Source organism: Odoribacter lunatus, from assembly GCF_943193135.1.
GTDB classification, from domain to species: domain Bacteria; phylum Bacteroidota; class Bacteroidia; order Bacteroidales; family Marinifilaceae; genus Culturomica; species Culturomica lunata.
In genome coordinates, this window is record NZ_CALPCZ010000002.1 from 33,843 (window position 1) to 53,832 (window position 19,990).

Below are 19,990 nucleotides of genomic sequence, written 5' to 3' on the forward strand. Positions count from 1 at the left end.
ATGGTTAAAGGGATGAAAAGATGGGGACGGTGAAGTATTTTGAGGAGTTTAAGATATGGCAGGATGCCAGGGAGTTGGTGGGGGAGATTTATGCTTTTACCGGAGGGGTGAGGGATTACGGATTTAATGATCAGATTCAGCGGGCGGCAGTATCCGTTATGAATAATATTGCGGAGGGGGCGGAAGCTGGTTCTGTTTCTATGTTTAAGAGATTTTTATTAATAGCGAAGGGAAGTTGCGGGGAGGTGAGGAGTATGTTATATATTGCGTCGGATTTAAATTATATGGAGAAATTGAAAGTAGAAAAGTTGCAGGAAAAATGTAAAATGCTTTCTGTCGGTATTTATAATTTACTGAATTATTTAGACCGAAAGCAGGATTAGCTTTTCAACGTTTTAACTTTTTCAACTTCTTCAACATAAGTTATCATGAATAGATTAATTAAACGCCGGGTTCTCATATCGATGTTATTCATCGGATTGACATTGATGGGGTATTTTTCATACAGTTATTTGCCGATGGAGTTGTATCCCAATGCGGAGTTGCCGGTGTTGAGCGTGAATATCGGGGCGACGACCGAGCTGGACCCGAAGTATATAGAGAATCAGGCGGCTATCCCGGTGGAGGGCGTGATCAGCACGCTGGAGGGAGTGGAGAAGATCGAGACCCGCATTTCGACGCGGAATGCCCGGATTACGGTTTCTTTTGTGAAGGGAACGGATGTGAAGTATGCGTACCTGAAACTGGACGAGAAGATAAAGGCGATGGCTTCCAATATACCGGACGAGTTTCAGGTGGTGGTGAACAAGGCGCCGACGGGAATGGTCAATTCCCAGTTTATGACGCTTTTCGTGTTGAGCGATGACGATATTGATTATGTGAGGAGTATCACGGATGCGGATATTGTTCCGGAGCTGGAGAATGTGGAAGGGGTAGCGGGAGTTATCGTGATGGGTGGACGCCAGAAGAGCATAGAGGTGATTCTGGATGAGAATAAATGCGATGCCCTGAATCTGACGCGTTCTCAGATCAGCATGATGATCAGCCGGAATATGGCGGAAAAGAGTTTTGCCGGTTCAGTGTACGAAAATAACAGGCGCTTTTTTGTGAATGTGACGGCGGAGTATCTTAAAACGGAAGATATCGGAAATATCGTCGTTGCCCAGGGGCCGGTGCTGCTGAGAGACATTGCGGAGATAAATTTCGGCATCAAGGAGGAAGAATCGTATTCGCGGGTGAACGGGAAAGAGGTGATTACGTGCGTGGTATCGAAATCGCCCCAGGTGAATGTGATCGATTTGTCGGAGAGGGTGCGGGAGGAAATCGACAAATTGAACCGGGAGCTGGCGGTCAAGAATGTGGAAATCAAGGTGGATACGGATGTGGCCGAGACGATGAGCAGCAATATCGATACGATAGTGAACTTGGGTCTGACGGGGGCGGTGCTGGCTATTTTCATACTTTATCTGTTTCTCCGCAATTTCAGGATAGTCACGATTATCGCGTTTGCGATACCGATATCGGTATTTTCATCGTTTTACTTTTTTTACCTTTCCGACATCAGCATCAATACGCTGACGCTGACGGGCATCGCGCTGGCGGTGGGGATGCTGCTGGACAATTCGGTGGTGGTGATGGAGAATATTTTCCGGCACCGGTCGCTGGGGGAATCCGGCGACGAGGCGGCGGTACGGGGTACGCAGGAGGTGTGGAAGTCCATTTTTGCGGCGACACTGACGACGATTACCGTGTTTTTGCCGTTTTTGTTTGCCGATAATTTTATGATCAAGCTGATCGGGGAGCATGTCGGGGTGTCTATTATATCCACTTTGACCATATCGCTGGTGGTTGCGCTGCTGCTGGTGCCGATGGCGGTGAATTATTTCATGACGAAGAAGGAGAGCGATGTGGATTTCCGGGTGCCGTCTCTGCACAGCCGCCCGGTGCAGATGTATATTGCCGTATTGAAGATGTGTCTGCGCAAGCCGGCGCAGGTGGTGGTGGGCACGCTGCTGTTGCTGGTGGTGACGGTGGCGCTGTCGCTGACGCTCTCTTTGAATACGCTGAAAGAGGTGGAGACGGATTCGTTCAATGTATATATCACTTCGCCGTCGGGATATACGCTGGAGCGGACGGACGAGATGGTGCGGCGTTATGAGGAGGTGCTGCAGGGCATCGAGGAGGTGGAACAGATTACGTCGAAGGTGTATGCGGCGGATGCGAATGTGACGGTGAAATTGAAAAAGAATTATGAGAAACTGAATCATAAGACGATACAGCAGATGAAGAATGAGGTTCTTTCGTGTGCGTATCGGTTGCGGATATGGGACATCAGTCTGGAGGCGAGGTCGAGCAGCGAGAATTTCCAGGGCGGGGGCGGCGATGCGTTGATGGGCAGCTCGGAAGAGCTGTTGAAGCTCATGGGGATGGGAAATCAACGGGAGCGGATTGTGATCAAGGGGCAGGATTATGAGAAGATGAGGAATCTGGCGGAGTATCTGCAGTATCAGCTGCAGGACCTGGAGAATATCAACTATGCGTGGGTGAGCAGTTCGCGGGGAAAACCGGAGGCGCGCGTCCAGTTTGACGGTTATCTGATGGGAATTTACGATGTGACGCCTTCCAATGTGGTGACGGAGCTGACGAATTTTGCCCCGGAGAATACGACGCAAATCAAGTATAAGGCGGGAGACGAGGAGTATGACATTATCATCAAGGACAAGAGTTATGCGGAAGCGGCGGATGACGAGAAGAAACCGGTGAGGAATCTGGAGGATTTGCGCAATCTGGATGTGACGAACGACAAAGGGTCTTTGGTGGATCTGCGGAGTTTCAGTACGATCAATCTGACATCGGGACAGGGAGAGATTAACCGGGTGAATCAGGACAAGACGATAGAGGTGAGTTATCGTTTTATCTCGGATGTGAACGAGTCGAAAGAGTTTTTGGAAACGGCGAGGAGAGAAATCGACGAACTGGTGCAGAAGGTGGATATTCCTTCGGGGCTTGCCGTGGAGGTGATACATGAAGAGGATACGACATCGGATTTCGCGTTTTTGATCCTGGCGGCGTTCGTGATCATTTATATGATCCTGGCGTCGGTGTTCGAGTCGTTGAGTGCGCCGGTGGTGCTGATGTTCGCGATACCGCTGGCAGCGATAGGCTCTTTGCTGGCGCTGCTTCTTACGGGCTATTCTCTGATGAATGCCAATGTGATGATCGGGTTTATTATCCTGATAGGGATTGTGGTCAATAACAGTATTATTCTGATCGATTATACGTCGATATTGAGAAGGAGGGGGAACCGGAAACAGCGTGCGCTGATTGTGGCGGGCGTATCCCGTTTGCGGCCGATACTGATTACGGCGATTACGACGATTGTGGCGATGGTGCCGCTGGCCATGGGAAAAGGCGAGTTTGTGGCGGGGCTGGGTGCTCCGTTTGCGATTACGGTGATCGGCGGCCTGTCCATGAGTACGTTGCTGACGCTGGTGATTATTCCGACGCTGTATTCCGGCATGGAGGACGCGCTGAAGCGGCTGCGTACGCAGAGCCTGTTCATGAAGGTGTTGCAGATCGTTTTGATGGCGGGGGCGGCGGTATGTATCGCTTTGTTTGTGGATTCGATACTTTGGAAGGTGGGCTATCTGATCGGAGCGGTGATATTGATTCCGGGAGTAACGTGGTTTATGGAAGGCAATCTGCGCCAGGCGAGTCGGGAGATTATTCCTGCGGACGAGGAGATTGTGATACAGATACAGAATCTGGTGAAGATTTACGGACAGCCTTCCGAGTTTATGCAGGAGTGGATGTCGGGCTTGCGGATACGGGAGCGTCTGGGTCTGAAGGAAGTGTACGGGCACTGGAAGGATTTGCGGGTGCTGCTTTGGCTGGTGCCGTTGGTGGTGTTCCTGTTTTATTTCGTCTATATGTATCAGGAATCCGCGTTCTGGGCGTATCTTTTCGGCGTGCTGTTCTGGATATTGGGTGTAAAGGTGCTGGATATCGTGCGGGAGTTTGCTGAGAACCGCGGCAGGCGTTTCTGGACGAAGGTATTGAAAAAGGTGCGTTGGGTCGTGTATTATTTTACGCCTCTGCTGACGCTGGTATGGGGAGAGATCGCGCTATACAGCGGAGGGCTTGTTGTGTTGTTCACGCTGCTGTGGTATCTGGGTATTCAGGTGAAATACCTGTCCGACCGGATACACAAGTACAATATCAATATAGACTTGATAGACGGACGTTTCCGCGGTATCCGCAAGGGGTTCTACCGTCTGGCGACTAAGATTCCGCTTATCGGGTACAGGAAAAAGCCGTTTAAGGCGCTGAATGCCGTGTCGCTGGATATTCATACGGGTATGTTCGGTCTGCTGGGGCCGAACGGTGCGGGGAAAACGACGCTGATGCGTATTATCTGCGGCGTGTTCGAGCAGAGTTACGGCAAGATTTTTATCAATGGCATCGATACGCAGGAGAAGCGGGAGGAGCTGCAGGGGCTGATAGGCTATCTTCCGCAGGAGTTCGGTACGTATGAGAATCTGACGTCCTGGCAGTTCCTGGAGTATCAGGCGCTTCTGAAAGGTATTTATGAAAAAGAGACGCGTCGCCGGCGGATTCGCGAAGTATTGGAAGCGGTACACATGTATGAGAATAAGGACCGGAAAATCGGCGGTTTTTCAGGCGGTATGAAGCAGCGTATTGGTATCGCCCAGACACTGCTGAATCTGCCGCGCATATTGGTGGTGGACGAGCCGACGGCAGGTCTGGACCCCCGGGAGCGTATCCGTTTCCGGAATCTGCTGGTGGAATTGTCCCGCAACCGGATTGTGATATTTTCCACGCATATTATCGAGGATATTGCCAGCTCCTGTAACCAGGTGGGAGTTATCAACAAGGGGTCGGTGAAATACCTGGGCACGCCCTCCGATATGGCGAATATAGCGCAGAATGTGACGTGGGTGTTTGAAATCCCGGCGGATGAATTCGACACGCTGCCTTCCGATTTGTTGATAGTCCATCATATCCGGATCGGAGAGAATATCCGGGTAAGGTGTTTGTCGGAAACGCAGCCTGTGCCCCATGCGGAGCGGACGAATCCGGTACTGGAGGATTCGTATCTGTGGCTGCTGCGCGGAGTGAAGCTGGCAGGTAATGAACAGATTATTACACAATAAAGGTTATGAAACGTTTCTTCGATATAGTATTGCGGTTGTCCCATTATAACGTAAAGATCGTTTTCGGGAATAAGTTCGTCTATTTTGTATTGAGTGCGGTGCTGTTCTATATATTGACGGTGGTGATCAACCTCTTTTCCGATTCGGAAATCATGGAATCCGACGCTTACGGCATGCTGCTGGTACCTTCGATACTGCTGATATTTTATCCGATGTGCTTCGGAATACAGAACGACCAGGACGCCAAGATTATCGAGATTATTTTCGGTATTCCCGACTACCGCTACAAGGTGTGGTTGTTCCGTTTGCTGATAGCATATGTCATCTGTTTCGCCATTACGCTGGTGTTGGCGCTGCTGACCGACTGGCTGCTGGTGGAGGTGCCTCCGGTGAAACTGACGTACCAGGTGATGATGCCGGTGCTTTTTGTCGGTACGCTGTGTTTCATGCTGAGTACCATCGTCAAGAACGGCAGCGGAACGGCGGTGGTTTTTACGCTAATAGGGCTGGTGCTTTTTATTATGAGCAGCGTACTGGAGGAGAGCAAATGGAATCTTTTCCTCAATCCCTTCGATGTGCCGCTGGATAAAAATCCGGAGCTGTTTTATACCACTCTTTTGTACAACCGGATTATATTGCTCGTCGGCACCGTCATTTTCGTTTTGTCGGGCCTCTACAAAACCCAGAACCGGGAGAAGTTTATTTGAATTATTTGTTTGGATTTTGTCAGATTTTGGTAAATTATTTGTTTGGATTTTAGCGGATTTTGATGAATTATTTGTTTGGATTTTAGCAAAATTCAAAAATAATCCATTGAATTTCAGGTGATTTTGCATATCTTTGTCGGCGAAAGAAAAACGTTGAAATACCAATGGCTTATTACGAAAGAAATATAGATGGTGAATTGCTGAAATGGAAAGCAAGTGTTCATCATAAACCCATTTTGCTTCGTGGTGCAAGACAGGTGGGAAAATCTTCTTCCGTCAGAAGATTGGGGGAATGTTTTGAGCATTTTGTCGAAATCAATTTTGAACGGCAACCCCAGATGGCACAATTGTTCAAAAGCGATTTGAGTGCCCTGCCTATTGTTTCCTCTATAGCTTCCCTTGTCGGAAAACCTATTGTGGCGGGTAAGACATTGTTATTTTTTGATGAGATACAGCAATGCCCCGAAGCGGTAAGCGCATTGCGTTATTTTTGGGAAGATATGCCGGATTTGCATGTTATAGCCGCCGGTTCGTTGCTTGAATTTACGTTGCAGGATATATCTTCATTCGGCGTGGGGCGTATTCATTCGTTGTTTATGTATCCTCTTTCGTTTGATGAATTTATTCGGGCACAAGGTTTTGATAATTTGTCGGAAGCGAAGAGGGGAGCTTCTGCCGATAATCCTTTGCCGGAATTATTGCATGAAAAATTAGTGGATTTATTTCGGACTTACATCATGGTGGGCGGGATGCCGGAAGCGGTTGCGACGTGGATCGATACTCATGATTACCTCAGTTGTCAGAAAGTTCATGCCGAAATAGTCCAGGCCTATGAAGTGGATTTCGGAAAATACGGCAAAAAGGTAAATCCTTCTCTTTTGCGTCAGACGCTTCGCAGCGTGGTGCATCAAATCGGTTCGAAATTTGTTTATAGTCATGTCGGCCAGGATATTAGAAGCAGTGTTGTAAAAGAAGCGCTCGATTTGTTGCGATTGGCAGGATTGATTATACCGGTGTATGCTACGACGGGAAACGGATTTCCTTTGGGGACAGGGGTCAATGGAAATATTGTCAAGTACCTGTATATTGACAGCGGGCTGCTGTTGGCTATTCTTAGTCTGGATATGGGTGATATTTCGGAACTCACGGAACAGATACTTTTGGGAACGGCGCCGGATTTGGTGAATAAGGGGAGTCTTACGGAAATGATTGCCGGATTGGAAATGATCAAATATATGTCGCCGGATCGGCGACCGGAACTGTATTATTGGGTAAAAGAAGCGCGTAATTCGTTGGCGGAAGTGGATTATGTGATGATGAAAAGTATGAAAATACTGCCTATTGAAGTAAAAGCAGGTAGACAGGGTGGTATGAAAAGCCTTTATGCTTTTATGGAATTGAAAAATATAACCGGTGCCGTACGCACCTCTTTGGAAAATTTCGGAGTAATTTTACGGGATAAGTGTCGAATAGAGATATTTCCATTGTATGCGTTGGCAAATCTTTGGGATTAACTTTTCAACTTTTTTTTCTTACCTTTGTTCCGTTACGATGCGAATAAGCGTATTCCATCGCAGCGTACATATTTATTTGAAGCGTTTAGCTTTATCCTTATCGGGGAAACGACCAATTTTCAATATCGAAGGATAAGCAGACAAACGCTCACGTTTGCCGTATATACACATTATATACCCGGCTAAGCGTGGGTAACTGTTTATTTCGATATGGGTGCTTGGTCGTACCTCCTGATAGATAAACTAAAGTTCCCACGCTTTTTTTGTTATTAATCAGCCTTTCCGGGGACTTTTCAAGGTGCTAAATAATTTTCGGAATGAAGAAATTATTTGGATGTGTATGTGTGTGTCGTTTATTATTACCCGTGTTTCTTTTGTTGTGCAGTGTCACGGGCGTCAATGCGAACAACATCCGTGTGGACGGCAAAACGCGCGTGGTGAATGTGGCGGGAGATACTGCCGTTATTGAAGTGACTCTCCGCTGGGATAATTCCTGGCGCGACGATTTCAACTGGGATGCCGCCTGGGTGTTTTTCAAGTTTAAAAAGAGGGGGATTTCTGAACTCTGGAAGCATGTCTATCTCGGCAGAGAAGGACATCATGCCTTTCCCCAAAGCGGGAATGAGGGGAGCGATTATATGTTTATGTCGGGCGAAACTTCTGGTAAGGTGACGGGATTGTTCGTTATGCGGAAAGCGATAGCGGAAGGGAATGTAAATGTACGTTTGCAAGTAAAATGGCCTTTGTCGGGAACCGGTTTAAGCAGAGATGATTTCGGGAATAATTACGACCGGATATATGTCGCCGTGCATGCCGTGGAAATGGTGTATGTGCCTTATGGCGGATATTATTTGGGAGACAATTTTTCCCGGTACAGTTTTACTGCGGGTGATACGTCTGCCCTGTTGATGGATTCGGAAGATGCGTTTGTATTGTCTTCTCGGCACGGGAAGCCCGCTGTCTCGTTGGCGACCTCTTATCCGAAAGGGTATGCGGGCTTTTATGTGATGAAGTATGAAACGAGTCAGGAGCAGTATGTGGAGTTCCTTAATTCACTGACCTTGGAGCAGCAGAAAGCCAGGGTGGAGAATAATGATTTTTCCCATATGAAGCGGGGAGATTACGTTTTCGGGGATATATCGCAGCCGAGTTGCCGGAACGGGATCGTGTTTATCGAGCAGCGGCAGCCGAATACGCCTGCGGTATTCGGAAACGATCTGAATCCGGACAATGACTTCTTTGCTGCCGATGACGGTCAGACGCTGGCCTGCAATTACATGAGTCCGAATGACATGCTGGCTTATTGCGACTGGAGCGGTTTGCGTCCGATGAGTGAGCTGGAATATGAAAAAGCGTGTCGCCGTCCTTTTCCTCAAATACCGGACAGAGGGGAGTATGCCTGGAATACGAATAGCGGTGTCAACCGCCTGACCGGATTGGGCGATTTGAACTTCCGGGGAGATGAACGCGAGCAGGCGATAAACGGGGCAAAAAATGTAAATAGCGGCGGGGGGCTTAACGGACCTGTTCGTTGCGGATTGTTTGCAACGTCCGGAACGAATCAGCTGCAGTCCGGAGCTACGTATTGGGGCGTGATGGATATGAGCGGCAATCTGTGGGAGATGTGTTATAATGCGACGGCTGCCGGAGTGAAATTCGTTGCTGACAATGTCGATTATTCTCATGGCAACGGAGAACTGAATGCAGGCGGGGCGACCGATATTGCCAGCGGTTATTGGCCGGTATCGGTGGGGACTGTCGGAGTACGCGGCGGCAGTTTTACCAGTGCGGACAGTCTGTTGCGGACTTCCGACCGGACAAATGCTTTCGGGACTTATTTTGCTGCGATGACGCAGCGGGACAGTACGGTCGGTTTTCGGGGAGTCTGTTCGGCATTCGGAGTGGACGGCTTTAAAACCGGACGGATATATTGTGAAAACGGTCTGGAACAGGATACGGTGTGCAGCGGCGTGGAGTTTATGATACAGGGCGATTCCGTGGAAAATGCCATGGGGAAAGTCGCGTATTCCTGGTATATCAGTGAGGACAAAGGGGCGACGTGGACGATGATGCCGAATGAAAGCCGGTATCAGTTGTTCAGTTATAGTATGGAAAATCATGCGGGAGTAAAAGAATATTATTTTAAGAGAAAGGTCGTTTGTCCGATAGGCGAAGCCGTTTCTACGGTAAAGATTGTACTGAACCCTGCCGGGACGGATGCTCCTTGTGTGAAATCCGTTTATTACGGACAGGCTGGCATACCGTTGAAGTTGCATTGTCTCTCGGGCGAGTCGGATGTCTCGGCTGTATGGAAAGATATGTCGGGTGCAAAAGTGGCGGAGGGATATCATGTGCAGCTCAATAGTTTTGTGAGCGGAGGAATCTACAAGGTGCACTATGTGAATCAGTACGGCTGTCTGGGAGAGGCGACGGAATTCCGGATAGTGCAGCCCGCACAGAAGATAACGATTGTGCAGCATCCCGACGGTTACCGGATGTGGAGCAACGGCACTTATGCGGCTTCCGCCGAGGAATACAGGCATCCCCAGCCGCCTTATTACTATGAAGGCGATACGGGGAACGGGGTTTACAGAATAGAAATAAACTGTTCGAAATATGCGCCTTTCGACATTTATTGCGATATGACGAACAATGACGGCGGATGGATGCGCATCATGGGGAAAGTGGGTTCCACCGGTATGCGGAATTACCAGATTTCGGCCGACGTGATGCGCTATCTGTTTGAAGATTCGAAGAAAGAGATTGCCGTCAGTGCGGAGGAGACCAACAGCATCACGGAACCTGCCTGGCGTCTTTCCGATGTGAGTTGGAGTTTGAGTTTGGATAATAGCGTGAGTGTATGGCAGGCGGCGTCCAATGTCGCCAACGGATTGACTCCGAGAGGTTACAATTGGGGCAATACGACAAAAGGTTATTTTGTGATGGACTTTCAGTTGGATAAAACGGCTTCGGGCTATAATTACATTATTGACGGATGCTATAAGAAAACGTATGTGGGAGGGAGAGCTTCATTAAGATGGGGAAGTGCGAATGACAATATGCATAACAACGAATGGTCCCATGAATCTTGCAATAGGTATGATTGCGGTGCTATGTCTGTTTCCAGCAAATACAATTATTGCGCTCAGACCCGTATTTTTTGGTTGAAATAGAGTATTTTTCCCGAAAACAGTATTTCCGGCTGTTGCTGTTACAGGCAGTAGCCGGAAATTACCAGTTAAAATGTATCCATTGCATTCAATTTATCTAAAATTCAAAACAATTGAACTAAATTTGCTTTGTGAATAAAACGGCATTTCTATTTCAATGCCTGTTTCGCGCCAGATATGGCTGCACACCTAAAGCAATAAGAGATGAAGTGTATTAAAAATATAATTTTCGATTTCGACGGAACGCTGGTAGATACCGCCCCTCTGATTATAGCTACGATGCAGGCTGCGACAGGTCTGTTACAACTTCCTCAGAAAACGGATGACGAATGCAGGGCGACTATCGGCATCAGACTTGAAGATGTTCCGGAGATATTATGGCCCGGCAATGATGTCGCAAAGCATGATTTCCCCGATACGTACAGACGTGTTTTTGAAGAGCTCAGGAGACCGCTGAGCGTGAGATGTTTTCCCGGTGTCATGGAGGTGCTTAAGAAGTTGCACAGCGACGGGTATAGAATGGCTATAGCCAGCAGCCGTGGCCGTGCCTCTTTACAGGAATATGTGACACAGTTCGGAATATCGGGGTATTTTTCCATGCTTGTGGGCGGAAATGATGTCGAGCACGGAAAGCCGTCGGCTGATCCGGTTTTGAAGATACTGAACACCTGTGGGTGGACGGCTGACGAGACGCTTACCGTAGGTGATGCCCCGGTTGATATTCTAATGGGGCGTGCCGCCGGAACATATACCTGTGCTGTCACTTACGGCAACGGGAGGCGTGACGAGCTGACAGCAGTCGGTCCGACTGTTATTGCTGATACCTTTTATGCGCTTGAACCGATATTATCTTAAAAGTCATGAATATAGAATCGCTTAGAGAATATTGCCTGTCATTGCCGATGGTGAGCGAGGATATGGCCTTCGGCGACGAGTATCTGTTGTTCAGGGTATGCGACAAGATATTCGCCTGCTACGGATTCGTACGTCAGGATTATTTCGTATTGAAGACCGATCCTGATTATGCGCTGATTTTGCGTGACCGGTATTCTGAGATAGAGCCGGCATGGCATTGGAACAAAAAGTATTGGAGCCAGGTTAGTCTCAATGGCGGTCTGCCGGATGAATTTATCAAATCTTTGATTTGTCACAGCTATGCCGAGGTCGTGAAGAAATTACCCAAACGCATAAAAAGCCAATACCCTGAAATATCTGAAGTTCGATGAATAGGAAAATATGTTCAGACGTTTCGAAATTTTAAACCTGCGCATTGTAGGGTATTTTAGCTATTCCAAACCTGCGCATTGTAGGGTATAATCCATGTATTATAGTTGCGCATTATTGATTTTATTCTTATTTTTGCATTGTAATTCGCTATAAATAAGAATGAAATGATGTTCAGACGTAAAATATATAATCGGTTGCTTGATTGGAAAAAAAGCAGTGCAGGCAATAAAGCTCTTTTAATTGAGGGGGCGCGTCGAATAGGTAAATCTACGATTGTCGAAGAATTTGCGAAAAGGGAGTACAAATCCTATATTTTGATTGATTTTAATACGGTAAGCGAGGCTGTCATATCGGCATTTAACAATTATATGACAGATCTTGACACGTTCTTTATGATATTGTCATCTGAATATAATATAAAACTTTACCGGAGGGAGTCTATAATAATTTTTGATGAAGTCCAGCAATTTCCCAAAGCTCGTCAGGCTGTAAAATATCTGGTTGCCGATGGCCGGTATGACTACATTGAAACAGGCTCATTGATTTCTATAAAAGAAAAAGTCAAAGGTATCACAATACCTTCCGAAGAGAGAAGACTCTCGATGTATCCGATGGATTTCGAGGAATTCGGTTGGGCAATGGGAGAAAATGGTATGATGGAATATATAAGGAATTGTTTTGTTGCCGGGAAACCGCTTGAGCAAAACCTTCATGCCAAAGCCATGCTGTTGTTCCGGCAATATATGATAGTCGGAGGTATGCCCAAGAGCGTGTCCGCATATATTGAAAATGACCGTAGTTTTGAAAAAGCGGACATGGAAAAACGTGATATACTTGCATTGTATCGCAATGACATAATGAAAATCGATTCCGGCTACCGTTCAAGCGTTATCTCAATCTTTGATCAGATTCCGGCATTCCTTTCGAAATCGGAACGCCGGGTGATGATGAACCGAATAGAAAAAGGGGCGACTTTTCCCAAATATCATGATACATTCTTTTGGTTGGCAGACTCAATGATTGTAAACGAATGTTTTAATTGTTCTGATCCGAATGTAGGGCTGTCATTGAATGAGGACCGGACTTACGTAAAATGCTATATGGGTGATACCGGTCTGCTGTTAAGCCATACGTTTGACGAAAATGAGATTTTTAATGGTAAATTGTACAATGAGATTCTTTTCGGAAAGCTTTCCACGAATGAAGGGATGTTATATGAGAATGCCATAGCTCAGATACTTGTTGCCTCCGGGCATAAGCTTTATTTTTATATAAGATATAATAAAGAAAAACATCGGAACGACATAGAAATAGACTTTATGCTTTCTAATAACAGTAAGCTCAAATATAAGATTTTCCCTGTTGAAGTTAAATCCGGAGACCGATATACCACGAAATCTCTTACTCGATTTTCTGATGTATTCCATGAGCGGATAGGAGGTTGTTATGTGATACATCCGAAAAATCTCAAAGTAGAGGATGATATTGTTTACCTTCCGGCGTATATGGCATTTTGCTTGTAGGGAGCGGAATGGAGCAGGAAGAAAAAAATATGTTATATTTGTGAAGATAATCGGTTGAGGTGTAATATAATGTCATAAAGATATGAAAAGAGTTTGGGTTGTCAGTGTACTGCTGTGTATGCAGTTTTCTTTGTCCGCTCAGAATTACCGGGTGGATAAGGAGGGGGTGCTGCGTGCTCCCGACGGGAAGGAAGCGGTTTTCTTCGGGTTTAATTACTGTATGCCGTTTGCTCACGGTTTCCGTAGTCACGGGAAGCTGGGGGCGGACCGTAAAGAAGCCATCGGGCGCGATGTCTATCATATGAGCCGTTTGGGTATCAATGCTTACCGCATTCACGTGTGGGATGTGGAAATCAGTGACGGAGAGGGGAATCTGCTGGAAAACGAGCATCTCGATTTACTGGATTATACGATTGCGACTTTCGCCAAACGGGGAGCGAAAACGTTGATTACAGCGATTGCCTTCTGGGGCAACGGATGGCCGGAGAGTGACGATAAATCTTTGCCGGGATTCTCCAACCGATTGGGCAAACGGGAGGCGACAGTCGACAAACACTGTGTTGGGGCGCAGGAGCGTTATTTGAAACAGTTGTTGAACCACCGCAACCCTTATACGGGATATGCCTATAAGGACGACCCGAATATCGTGGCGGTGGAGTTGAACAACGAACCCGACCATACGGCGGAGGTACCGGACAAAGAGGTCACCGCTTATATCAATACGTTGGCCAAAGCGGCGAGAGCGACGGGGTGTCGCAAACCGATACTGTACAACATCGCGCAAAATCCTGAACGGGCGCGTGCCGTAACTGCCGCCCGGATAGACGGTGTGACCTGCCAGTGGTATCCTTCCGGACTCGTAAGCGGGAAAGCCCGGAAAGAGAACTTTTTGCCGGCAGTGGCGCATTACAATCTGCCTTACGATACCAAAGGGAAAGCCCGCATCGTGTATGAATTCGACGCTGCGGATATTGACGGAGCCTATATGTATCCCGCCATGGCGCGCAGCTTCCGGGAGGCCGGTTTCCAGTGGGCGACGCAGTTCGCTTACGACCCGTTGGCGATGGCGGCTTATAATACCGACTACCAGACGCACTGGATGAATCTGGTGTACACGCCGGCAAAAGCGGTTTCGTTGCGTATTGCTGCCGAAGCATTTAAAAGTTTGCCCAAGGGGGACGGCTACGGTCAGTATCCCGCCAGCAACCGTTTCGGTGATTTTCGGGTGAGCTATCGGGAGAACCTGTCGCTGTTAAACCGCGATACGTTGTATTGTTATTCCAACGCAACGGAAGAGGCGCCGGTGGCTCCCGAACGTTTGCGGCACATTGTCGGGCACGGCAGTTCTCCGGTAGTGGAATACAGCGGGAACGGGGCTTATTTTTTGGATAAAACGGATGACGGCGGTTGGCGGATAGAAGTGTATCCGGATGTCGTAGAGACGACGGATGCCTATGCCCGGCATAATGCGCTGAACCGAAAGGTCGCGCTGGTACAGTCGGCTTCCCGGAAAATGCAGGTCGAGTTGCCCGGAATACGGGCATCGTTTGAGGTGAAACCCGGTGTATATTTATGGAAAGACGGCCGGTTGGAAGAAATTACCGCACGGACCGATTATCCCTTGCTGGCGGACGATGTAAAGGAACCGGCTGTTTATCATACACCTGTGGTGGAATTACCGGCAGGAGAAGCGGCGGTTGTACGTGCCGGGGTGGTCGCTCCCGAAAAGATAGACAGCGTTGTCCTTTATGGTGAAATGCAGTACGGGCGGTCGTTTGTAGTACCGATGGCACCGGAAAACGGTTTCACTTATGCGGCTGCCATACCGGCGGTTGTACTTCGGCATGGTATTTTCCGTTATCGGATAGGGGTTTACACATCGGGCGACACGCGGCTCTTTCCGGGGGATTGTGCCGCCGCACCGGGCGCATGGGATGATTATTGTCAGGCCTATTACCGGACTCGTATCATTACGGAGCAGACACCTGCCGTACTGTTGGATGCACAAAACAATACGGACGCCGTGGAACTGAACTGGCAACCGGGAATCCGGTTCGCCTACCTGCCGGAAGGCATTGCGATGGAGGCAACGGAAAGCTATCGTGGCGGGGCGGCATTGTCTGCCGATGTGGTGCTGGCGGGTCGGGAACTTGGCCGGATGAAGCTTGAAACGGGGGAAACGGCTCCCGGTACGGAACTTGTGCTTGAGTTGATAGACCGTGACGGTTATTTCCGGAGCACGGCCGTGACCTTGCAACACGGCGGCAGTCATGAAATTCCTTTGTCTGCCTTTCGGCCCTCGGAAGTACAGCCTGTACGGGAAATGTACCCCGGATTCTCTTTTGCCGGCGGGATAACGGCAGACAAGACCGCTTGTCCGGTGGAAGAAATTGTTTCCGTGCGTGCGGTATTAAAGAAAGGCAGTACGGTAGTGCAAAAAATAACCTTGGAAAAATAAATGGCGATGAAACGGTATTGTTTATACTTATCCTTTTTCTTGCTGGGATTGTTTTCGGCATGTAGCAGCGACAGCAATGACGAACCCGAATTGATTATAGACCCGGTGGAGACGGCAACTTTTGCCAAAGGGGCGGATGTCAGCTGGGTGACTGAAATGGAAAAGAAGGGCGTGAAGTTTTACAACGCAAAGGGCGAGGAAACCGAATGTATGCGTCTGATGTGTGATCTCGGAATGAACACCATCCGTTTGCGGGTATGGGTGAATCCTGCCGACGGCTGGTGCAACAAAGCTGATGTGCTTGCGAAAGCGGAGCGGGCGCACAAGCTGGGCATGCGTCTCATGATAGATTTTCATTACAGCGATACGTGGGCGGATCCGGAAAAACAGATGAAACCGGTAGCTTGGAATACGTTGTCTTTTAGTAAATTAAAAACCGCTGTAGCAGACCATACCAAAGATATATTGAATGCGCTGAAAGGTAAAGGGATTGCTCCGGAATGGGTGCAGGTGGGCAATGAAACCGGCAACGGCATGCTCTGGCCCGACGGACAGGCGGATAAAAGCATGGCAAACTATGCCGCTCTCAATAATGCCGGCTACGATGCGGTGAAATCCGTTTTCCCGGAGGCGAAAGTGATAGTCCATTTGCAGAACGGACAGGACAACGGTCTTTATCGCTGGCTGTTCGACGGATTAAAAGCCAACGGCGGCAAATGGGATTTGATAGGGATGTCCCTCTATCCCAAAAAAAACAATTGGCAGAGTATGGTGAATGATTGTATCGCCAATATACAGGATGTCACCAAGCGTTACGGCACTGATGTTATCATCTGTGAAACCGGTATGCCGTGGGATGAGGCTGCTGTTGCCAAAGCCTTTCTGACCGCTCTTTTCACGCGGACACAAGCCCTTGGCAACGTGCACGGAATCCTTTACTGGGAGCCCGAAGCCTATAACAAATGGAACGGATATACCTTAGGCGCATTTGACGCATCGGGCAAGCCGACGGAAGCATTGGACGCTTTTAGGTAAAATATTCCTCTTCTGAATGCTACCACTTTACGGGAGCGTTCAGAAGCTCACCATCGGCAGCATCTTCTGCGGTGAATGTAGCACCCCGGTATTGTACGCAAAGCATGACCAACGGTTCATTTCCATTGTTGCGTACAGAACGTTTGCCGGCGGGAGCGACACGTACTACGCTACCTTCATTAACGGGAAACACCTGGCCGTCTACTTGAAATTCTCCCTTCCCTTGCAGGAAAAAATAAAGTTCCTCATGATTTTTGTGTGTATGCAGGAATCCCGTTTCCGTACCCGGTTGGAAAACCTGAAAAGAAAACTCCCCGCCGGTTGCCCCTACGGCACTGCCGCCGAACACCTTGCCCGGAATTTTTATTTCGGGAGAAAGTTCCAATACGTAATTTCCCAGCTCATTTAATTTCCCAACGTTTATTGCGCTGAAATTTTCAGCCGTTGCAATCTTTTCAATCTGTTTCATCATTGTAAAATTTAGGGTTTGTATCAATTCTTATGGAAAACAAAAATACGATTGTTGATAATGTCAGTCAATAACTTACATTCATGATACATAGTTACCTCTTCCTCACTTTTACAGAAAAACAGTTAGTTGTGAGAAGAAAAAAAGGATAAAAATTTTTCTGTGAGTGATTTCGTTGTACCTGCAAATGCAAATTGCTAACTTTGCTATGGAAATTAACTAACTTTTAAACAGTATAAATATCAGTATGCTCCAAAAAGCAGAAAAATATTCGGTTATTGAAATGTGTCCTATCCGTAATGTAGTAGCACGTTTTGGAAATAAATGGTCACTGATAGTCATTTTGATATTGAGTGAAAACGAAGTAGTGCGATTCAATGAACTTTGTCGTATCATTCCCGATGTTTCATCCAAAGTTTTGTCGGGGACGCTTAAAGCCTTAGAAGCGGACGGACTAGTTATTCGGAAAGTTTATCCGGTCGTACCTCCCAAAGTGGAATACAGCTTGACGGAAATGGGAACTTCTTTAGTGCCTTTCATCGTTCAATTGACGGAATGGGCACAAGCCAACATGAACTCCATTTTAAAACACCGCGAGCAATATACCGGATAAAATTCGTTACTGAAACCTAATTGTTTTTTTTGCAGGAATATTTTTTCTAGCTTGTTTTTAATTGCGTAAGTAAAGCGTTGAAAGAATCGAAAGTTTGTGTTCCGTTTTCGTTTGTTAGCACTAATTGATTGGGAGTTATGGCTTGCAGGCGAGGAAGCGAAGCGTTTTCCTCCGATACGGAAAGACATTGGTAATGCCGGCGGTTAAGGGCGTTGATTGTCCAATGCAACAAGGTTTCGTCTTCCGATTCCACCACTATTTTTTGCTCTCCATTGACAATCGGGTAATAAACTCCGTGGGCATAGTCGAAGCAGATACCGGAACGGTTGAAAAGGGTGTCCATACGGCGGTGGAGTATCAGGTCCTCCGTTACGCCGCATTGCAATCCGTTTTCCGCCGACAGCAACCAGAGCTTGTCTGCAAGCACCAGTGCCTGTTCGATGTTGTGGGTGGAGAGTAAGATCGCTTTGTTCTGCTCAACAGCCAAACGGTGCAACAGACCGAAAACTTCCGTGCGACTGACTACGTCGAGAAAAGCCGTTGGTTCATCCAACAGGATAACGGGGCATTGCTGCACCAACGCCTTGGCAATCATCGCCTTCTGACGTTCGCCGTCCGACAATTCGGCGGTATAGCTTTTCGCCTTGTGGGTAATGCCCACGGCTTCCAGGGCTTCCGCTATCAAGGCGTGGTCCTTGGCGTGCAAGCGTCCGAAAAATCCGGTGTGGGGCTGACGTCCCAGGGCGACCAGTTCCTCAACTTTCAAGCCTCCCGCCATAGTCTTGTCCGTCAACACCATACCGATGTGCCGGGAGCGTTCTTTTTCCGAATAAGCCACCAGTGGTCTGTTTTCGAGCAACAGTTCCCCGCCGAGTGCCGGCTGGGATGCCGACAAGGTACGCAACAAGGTGGATTTTCCCGCACCGTTCGCGCCCAACAAGCAGGTCAGTTCACCGGGATACAACCGAAAAGAGAGATTATGGTGCACGATACTCGTTCGTCTGCCCGTTCGGTAGCCGATGCTCAGGTCGGAGGCGGTTATCACAGGACTGGTTTTCATTAATGAAAATATTGGATTTTGCGTTGATTGACGATGACGTAAATAATCACAGGAGCACCGAGCACTGGTGTTATCGCGTTGAGCGGAATGACGCCTGCCGTTCCCGGCAACACGCTGATGAGATTGCACAACAGCGCTGTCATGGCTCCGCACAGCAAGGTCAATGGCAATAAAAGGTTATGGTTGGAAGACCCCAACAACAGCCGGGCAACGTGCGGCACCGCCAGTCCGATGAAAGCAATCGGTCCGCAGAAAGCGGTGGCTACGGCAGTTAGCAGTCCCGTACTGAGCAGCAACAGAATTCGGATGCGTTTGACATTGACACCGAGGTTTTCGGCATAGCGTTCACCCAATAAAAGGGCATTCAGCGGTTTTATCAGCAACAAAGCAAGCAACAAGCCGGCAAGCAACAGTCCGCAAAAGAAAGGCAGTTGAGCGACCGACACGCCGGAGAAATCTCCCATCCCCCACATCACATAAGAAAATACACCTTCCGCCGTGGCGAAAAAATTCAATAGGGAAATGGCGGAAGAGGTGATATACCCCATCATAATGCCGATAATCAGCAACATCACATTGCTACGCACCAAGGTGGAAAAAAAGATAATCAATCCCAGAATCAAGGTGGCGCCGATGAATGCGCCCGTGATGACCGCCATATAACCGGAGACGGACAGTCCCGCCGTAATTCTGCCCACCGAACCGCCAAACAAGAGCATCACCAACGCGACTCCCAGACTTGCCCCCGAATCGATGCCCAAGATAGAAGGACCCGCCAACGGATTGGCGAAGACCGTCTGCAACATCAAACCGGCAACCGCCAGAGACGCCCCCGCAAACAGGGCGGTTATCGCCTGCGGCAAACGGGTCTGCAATACAATGTACGTCCACGTGGCTTTCTCCTCCTCCCCCAACAGAATGGAGAGCACGGAACGGAATGGAATCCGCACCGACCCCCAAAACAGATTGGCGGCGAACAAGACGCACAACAGCGATACGATATACCAGAAAATGCGACACTTCATCTGTAAAACATTAAA

At 48.2% G+C, this 19,990-nt stretch carries 14 protein-coding genes; 11 read left to right on the forward strand and 3 right to left on the reverse strand.

Annotation, left to right across the window (positions count from 1 at the left end; translation table 11 throughout):
* Positions 1 to 20 precede the first annotated feature (20 nt).
* From NFR61_RS01640 to NFR61_RS01685, 10 genes are all read left to right on the forward strand, one after another.
* Positions 21 to 383, forward strand: coding sequence for a four helix bundle protein (locus NFR61_RS01640; protein WP_251620007.1), 363 nt, complete (start codon positions 21 to 23; stop codon positions 381 to 383).
* A gap of 45 nt (positions 384 to 428) precedes the next feature.
* On the forward strand, positions 429 to 5,174 hold the full coding sequence (locus tag NFR61_RS01645) for an efflux RND transporter permease subunit (RefSeq protein WP_251620008.1): 4,746 nt from the start codon (positions 429 to 431) through the stop codon (positions 5,172 to 5,174).
* A 5-nt stretch (positions 5,175 to 5,179) separates the two neighbouring features.
* The gene (locus NFR61_RS01650) at positions 5,180 to 5,881 is read left to right on the forward strand and encodes a hypothetical protein (RefSeq protein WP_251620009.1); all 702 of its coding nucleotides are present in this window, start codon (positions 5,180 to 5,182) and stop codon (positions 5,879 to 5,881) included.
* 164 nt (positions 5,882 to 6,045) lie between these two features.
* Positions 6,046 to 7,395 carry an ATP-binding protein gene (locus tag NFR61_RS01655; protein ID WP_251620010.1) on the forward strand — a complete coding sequence of 450 codons (1,350 nt, stop codon included), beginning with the start codon at positions 6,046 to 6,048 and terminating at the stop codon, positions 7,393 to 7,395.
* A 317-nt stretch (positions 7,396 to 7,712) separates the two neighbouring features.
* On the forward strand, positions 7,713 to 10,568 hold the full coding sequence (locus NFR61_RS01660) for an SUMF1/EgtB/PvdO family nonheme iron enzyme (protein WP_251620011.1): 2,856 nt from the start codon (positions 7,713 to 7,715) through the stop codon (positions 10,566 to 10,568).
* Between the two features lie 201 nt (positions 10,569 to 10,769).
* Positions 10,770 to 11,420: an HAD family hydrolase gene (locus NFR61_RS01665; protein ID WP_251620012.1), complete on the forward strand. Its 651-nt coding sequence runs from the start codon at positions 10,770 to 10,772 to the stop codon at positions 11,418 to 11,420.
* A 5-nt stretch (positions 11,421 to 11,425) separates the two neighbouring features.
* Positions 11,426 to 11,791: an MmcQ/YjbR family DNA-binding protein gene (locus NFR61_RS01670; protein WP_251620013.1), complete on the forward strand. Its 366-nt coding sequence runs from the start codon at positions 11,426 to 11,428 to the stop codon at positions 11,789 to 11,791.
* A gap of 165 nt (positions 11,792 to 11,956) precedes the next feature.
* Positions 11,957 to 13,315 carry an ATP-binding protein gene (locus NFR61_RS01675; protein ID WP_251620014.1) on the forward strand — a complete coding sequence of 453 codons (1,359 nt, stop codon included), beginning with the start codon at positions 11,957 to 11,959 and terminating at the stop codon, positions 13,313 to 13,315.
* An 82-nt stretch (positions 13,316 to 13,397) separates the two neighbouring features.
* Positions 13,398 to 15,773 carry a glycoside hydrolase 5 family protein gene (locus tag NFR61_RS01680; RefSeq protein ID WP_251620015.1) on the forward strand — a complete coding sequence of 792 codons (2,376 nt, stop codon included), beginning with the start codon at positions 13,398 to 13,400 and terminating at the stop codon, positions 15,771 to 15,773.
* Positions 15,774 to 15,779: 6 nt separating this feature from the next.
* Positions 15,780 to 16,808, forward strand: a complete 1,029-nt coding sequence (locus NFR61_RS01685; RefSeq protein WP_251620016.1) for a glycoside hydrolase family 53 protein — start codon at positions 15,780 to 15,782, stop codon at positions 16,806 to 16,808.
* A gap of 19 nt (positions 16,809 to 16,827) precedes the next feature.
* On the opposite strand, the gene NFR61_RS01690 is transcribed toward NFR61_RS01685, so the two are convergent.
* Positions 16,828 to 17,277, reverse strand: a complete 450-nt coding sequence (locus tag NFR61_RS01690) for a cupin domain-containing protein (RefSeq protein ID WP_251620178.1) — start codon at positions 17,275 to 17,277, stop codon at positions 16,828 to 16,830.
* 247 nt (positions 17,278 to 17,524) lie between these two features.
* On the opposite strand from NFR61_RS01690, the gene NFR61_RS01695 reads away from it, so the two are divergent.
* The gene (locus tag NFR61_RS01695) at positions 17,525 to 17,890 is read left to right on the forward strand and encodes a winged helix-turn-helix transcriptional regulator (protein ID WP_251620017.1); all 366 of its coding nucleotides are present in this window, start codon (positions 17,525 to 17,527) and stop codon (positions 17,888 to 17,890) included.
* Between the two features lie 46 nt (positions 17,891 to 17,936).
* Here NFR61_RS01695 and NFR61_RS01700 read toward each other — a convergent pair whose 3' ends face one another.
* Positions 17,937 to 18,950, reverse strand: coding sequence for an ABC transporter ATP-binding protein (locus tag NFR61_RS01700; RefSeq protein WP_251620018.1), 1,014 nt, complete (start codon positions 18,948 to 18,950; stop codon positions 17,937 to 17,939).
* Positions 18,950 to 19,975 (reverse strand): iron ABC transporter permease, encoded by a 1,026-nt coding sequence (locus NFR61_RS01705; protein WP_251620019.1) that lies wholly within the window; start codon positions 19,973 to 19,975, stop codon positions 18,950 to 18,952. Before NFR61_RS01705 ends, NFR61_RS01700 begins: the two co-directional genes overlap by 1 nt.
* Positions 19,976 to 19,990: the final 15 nt, after the last annotated feature.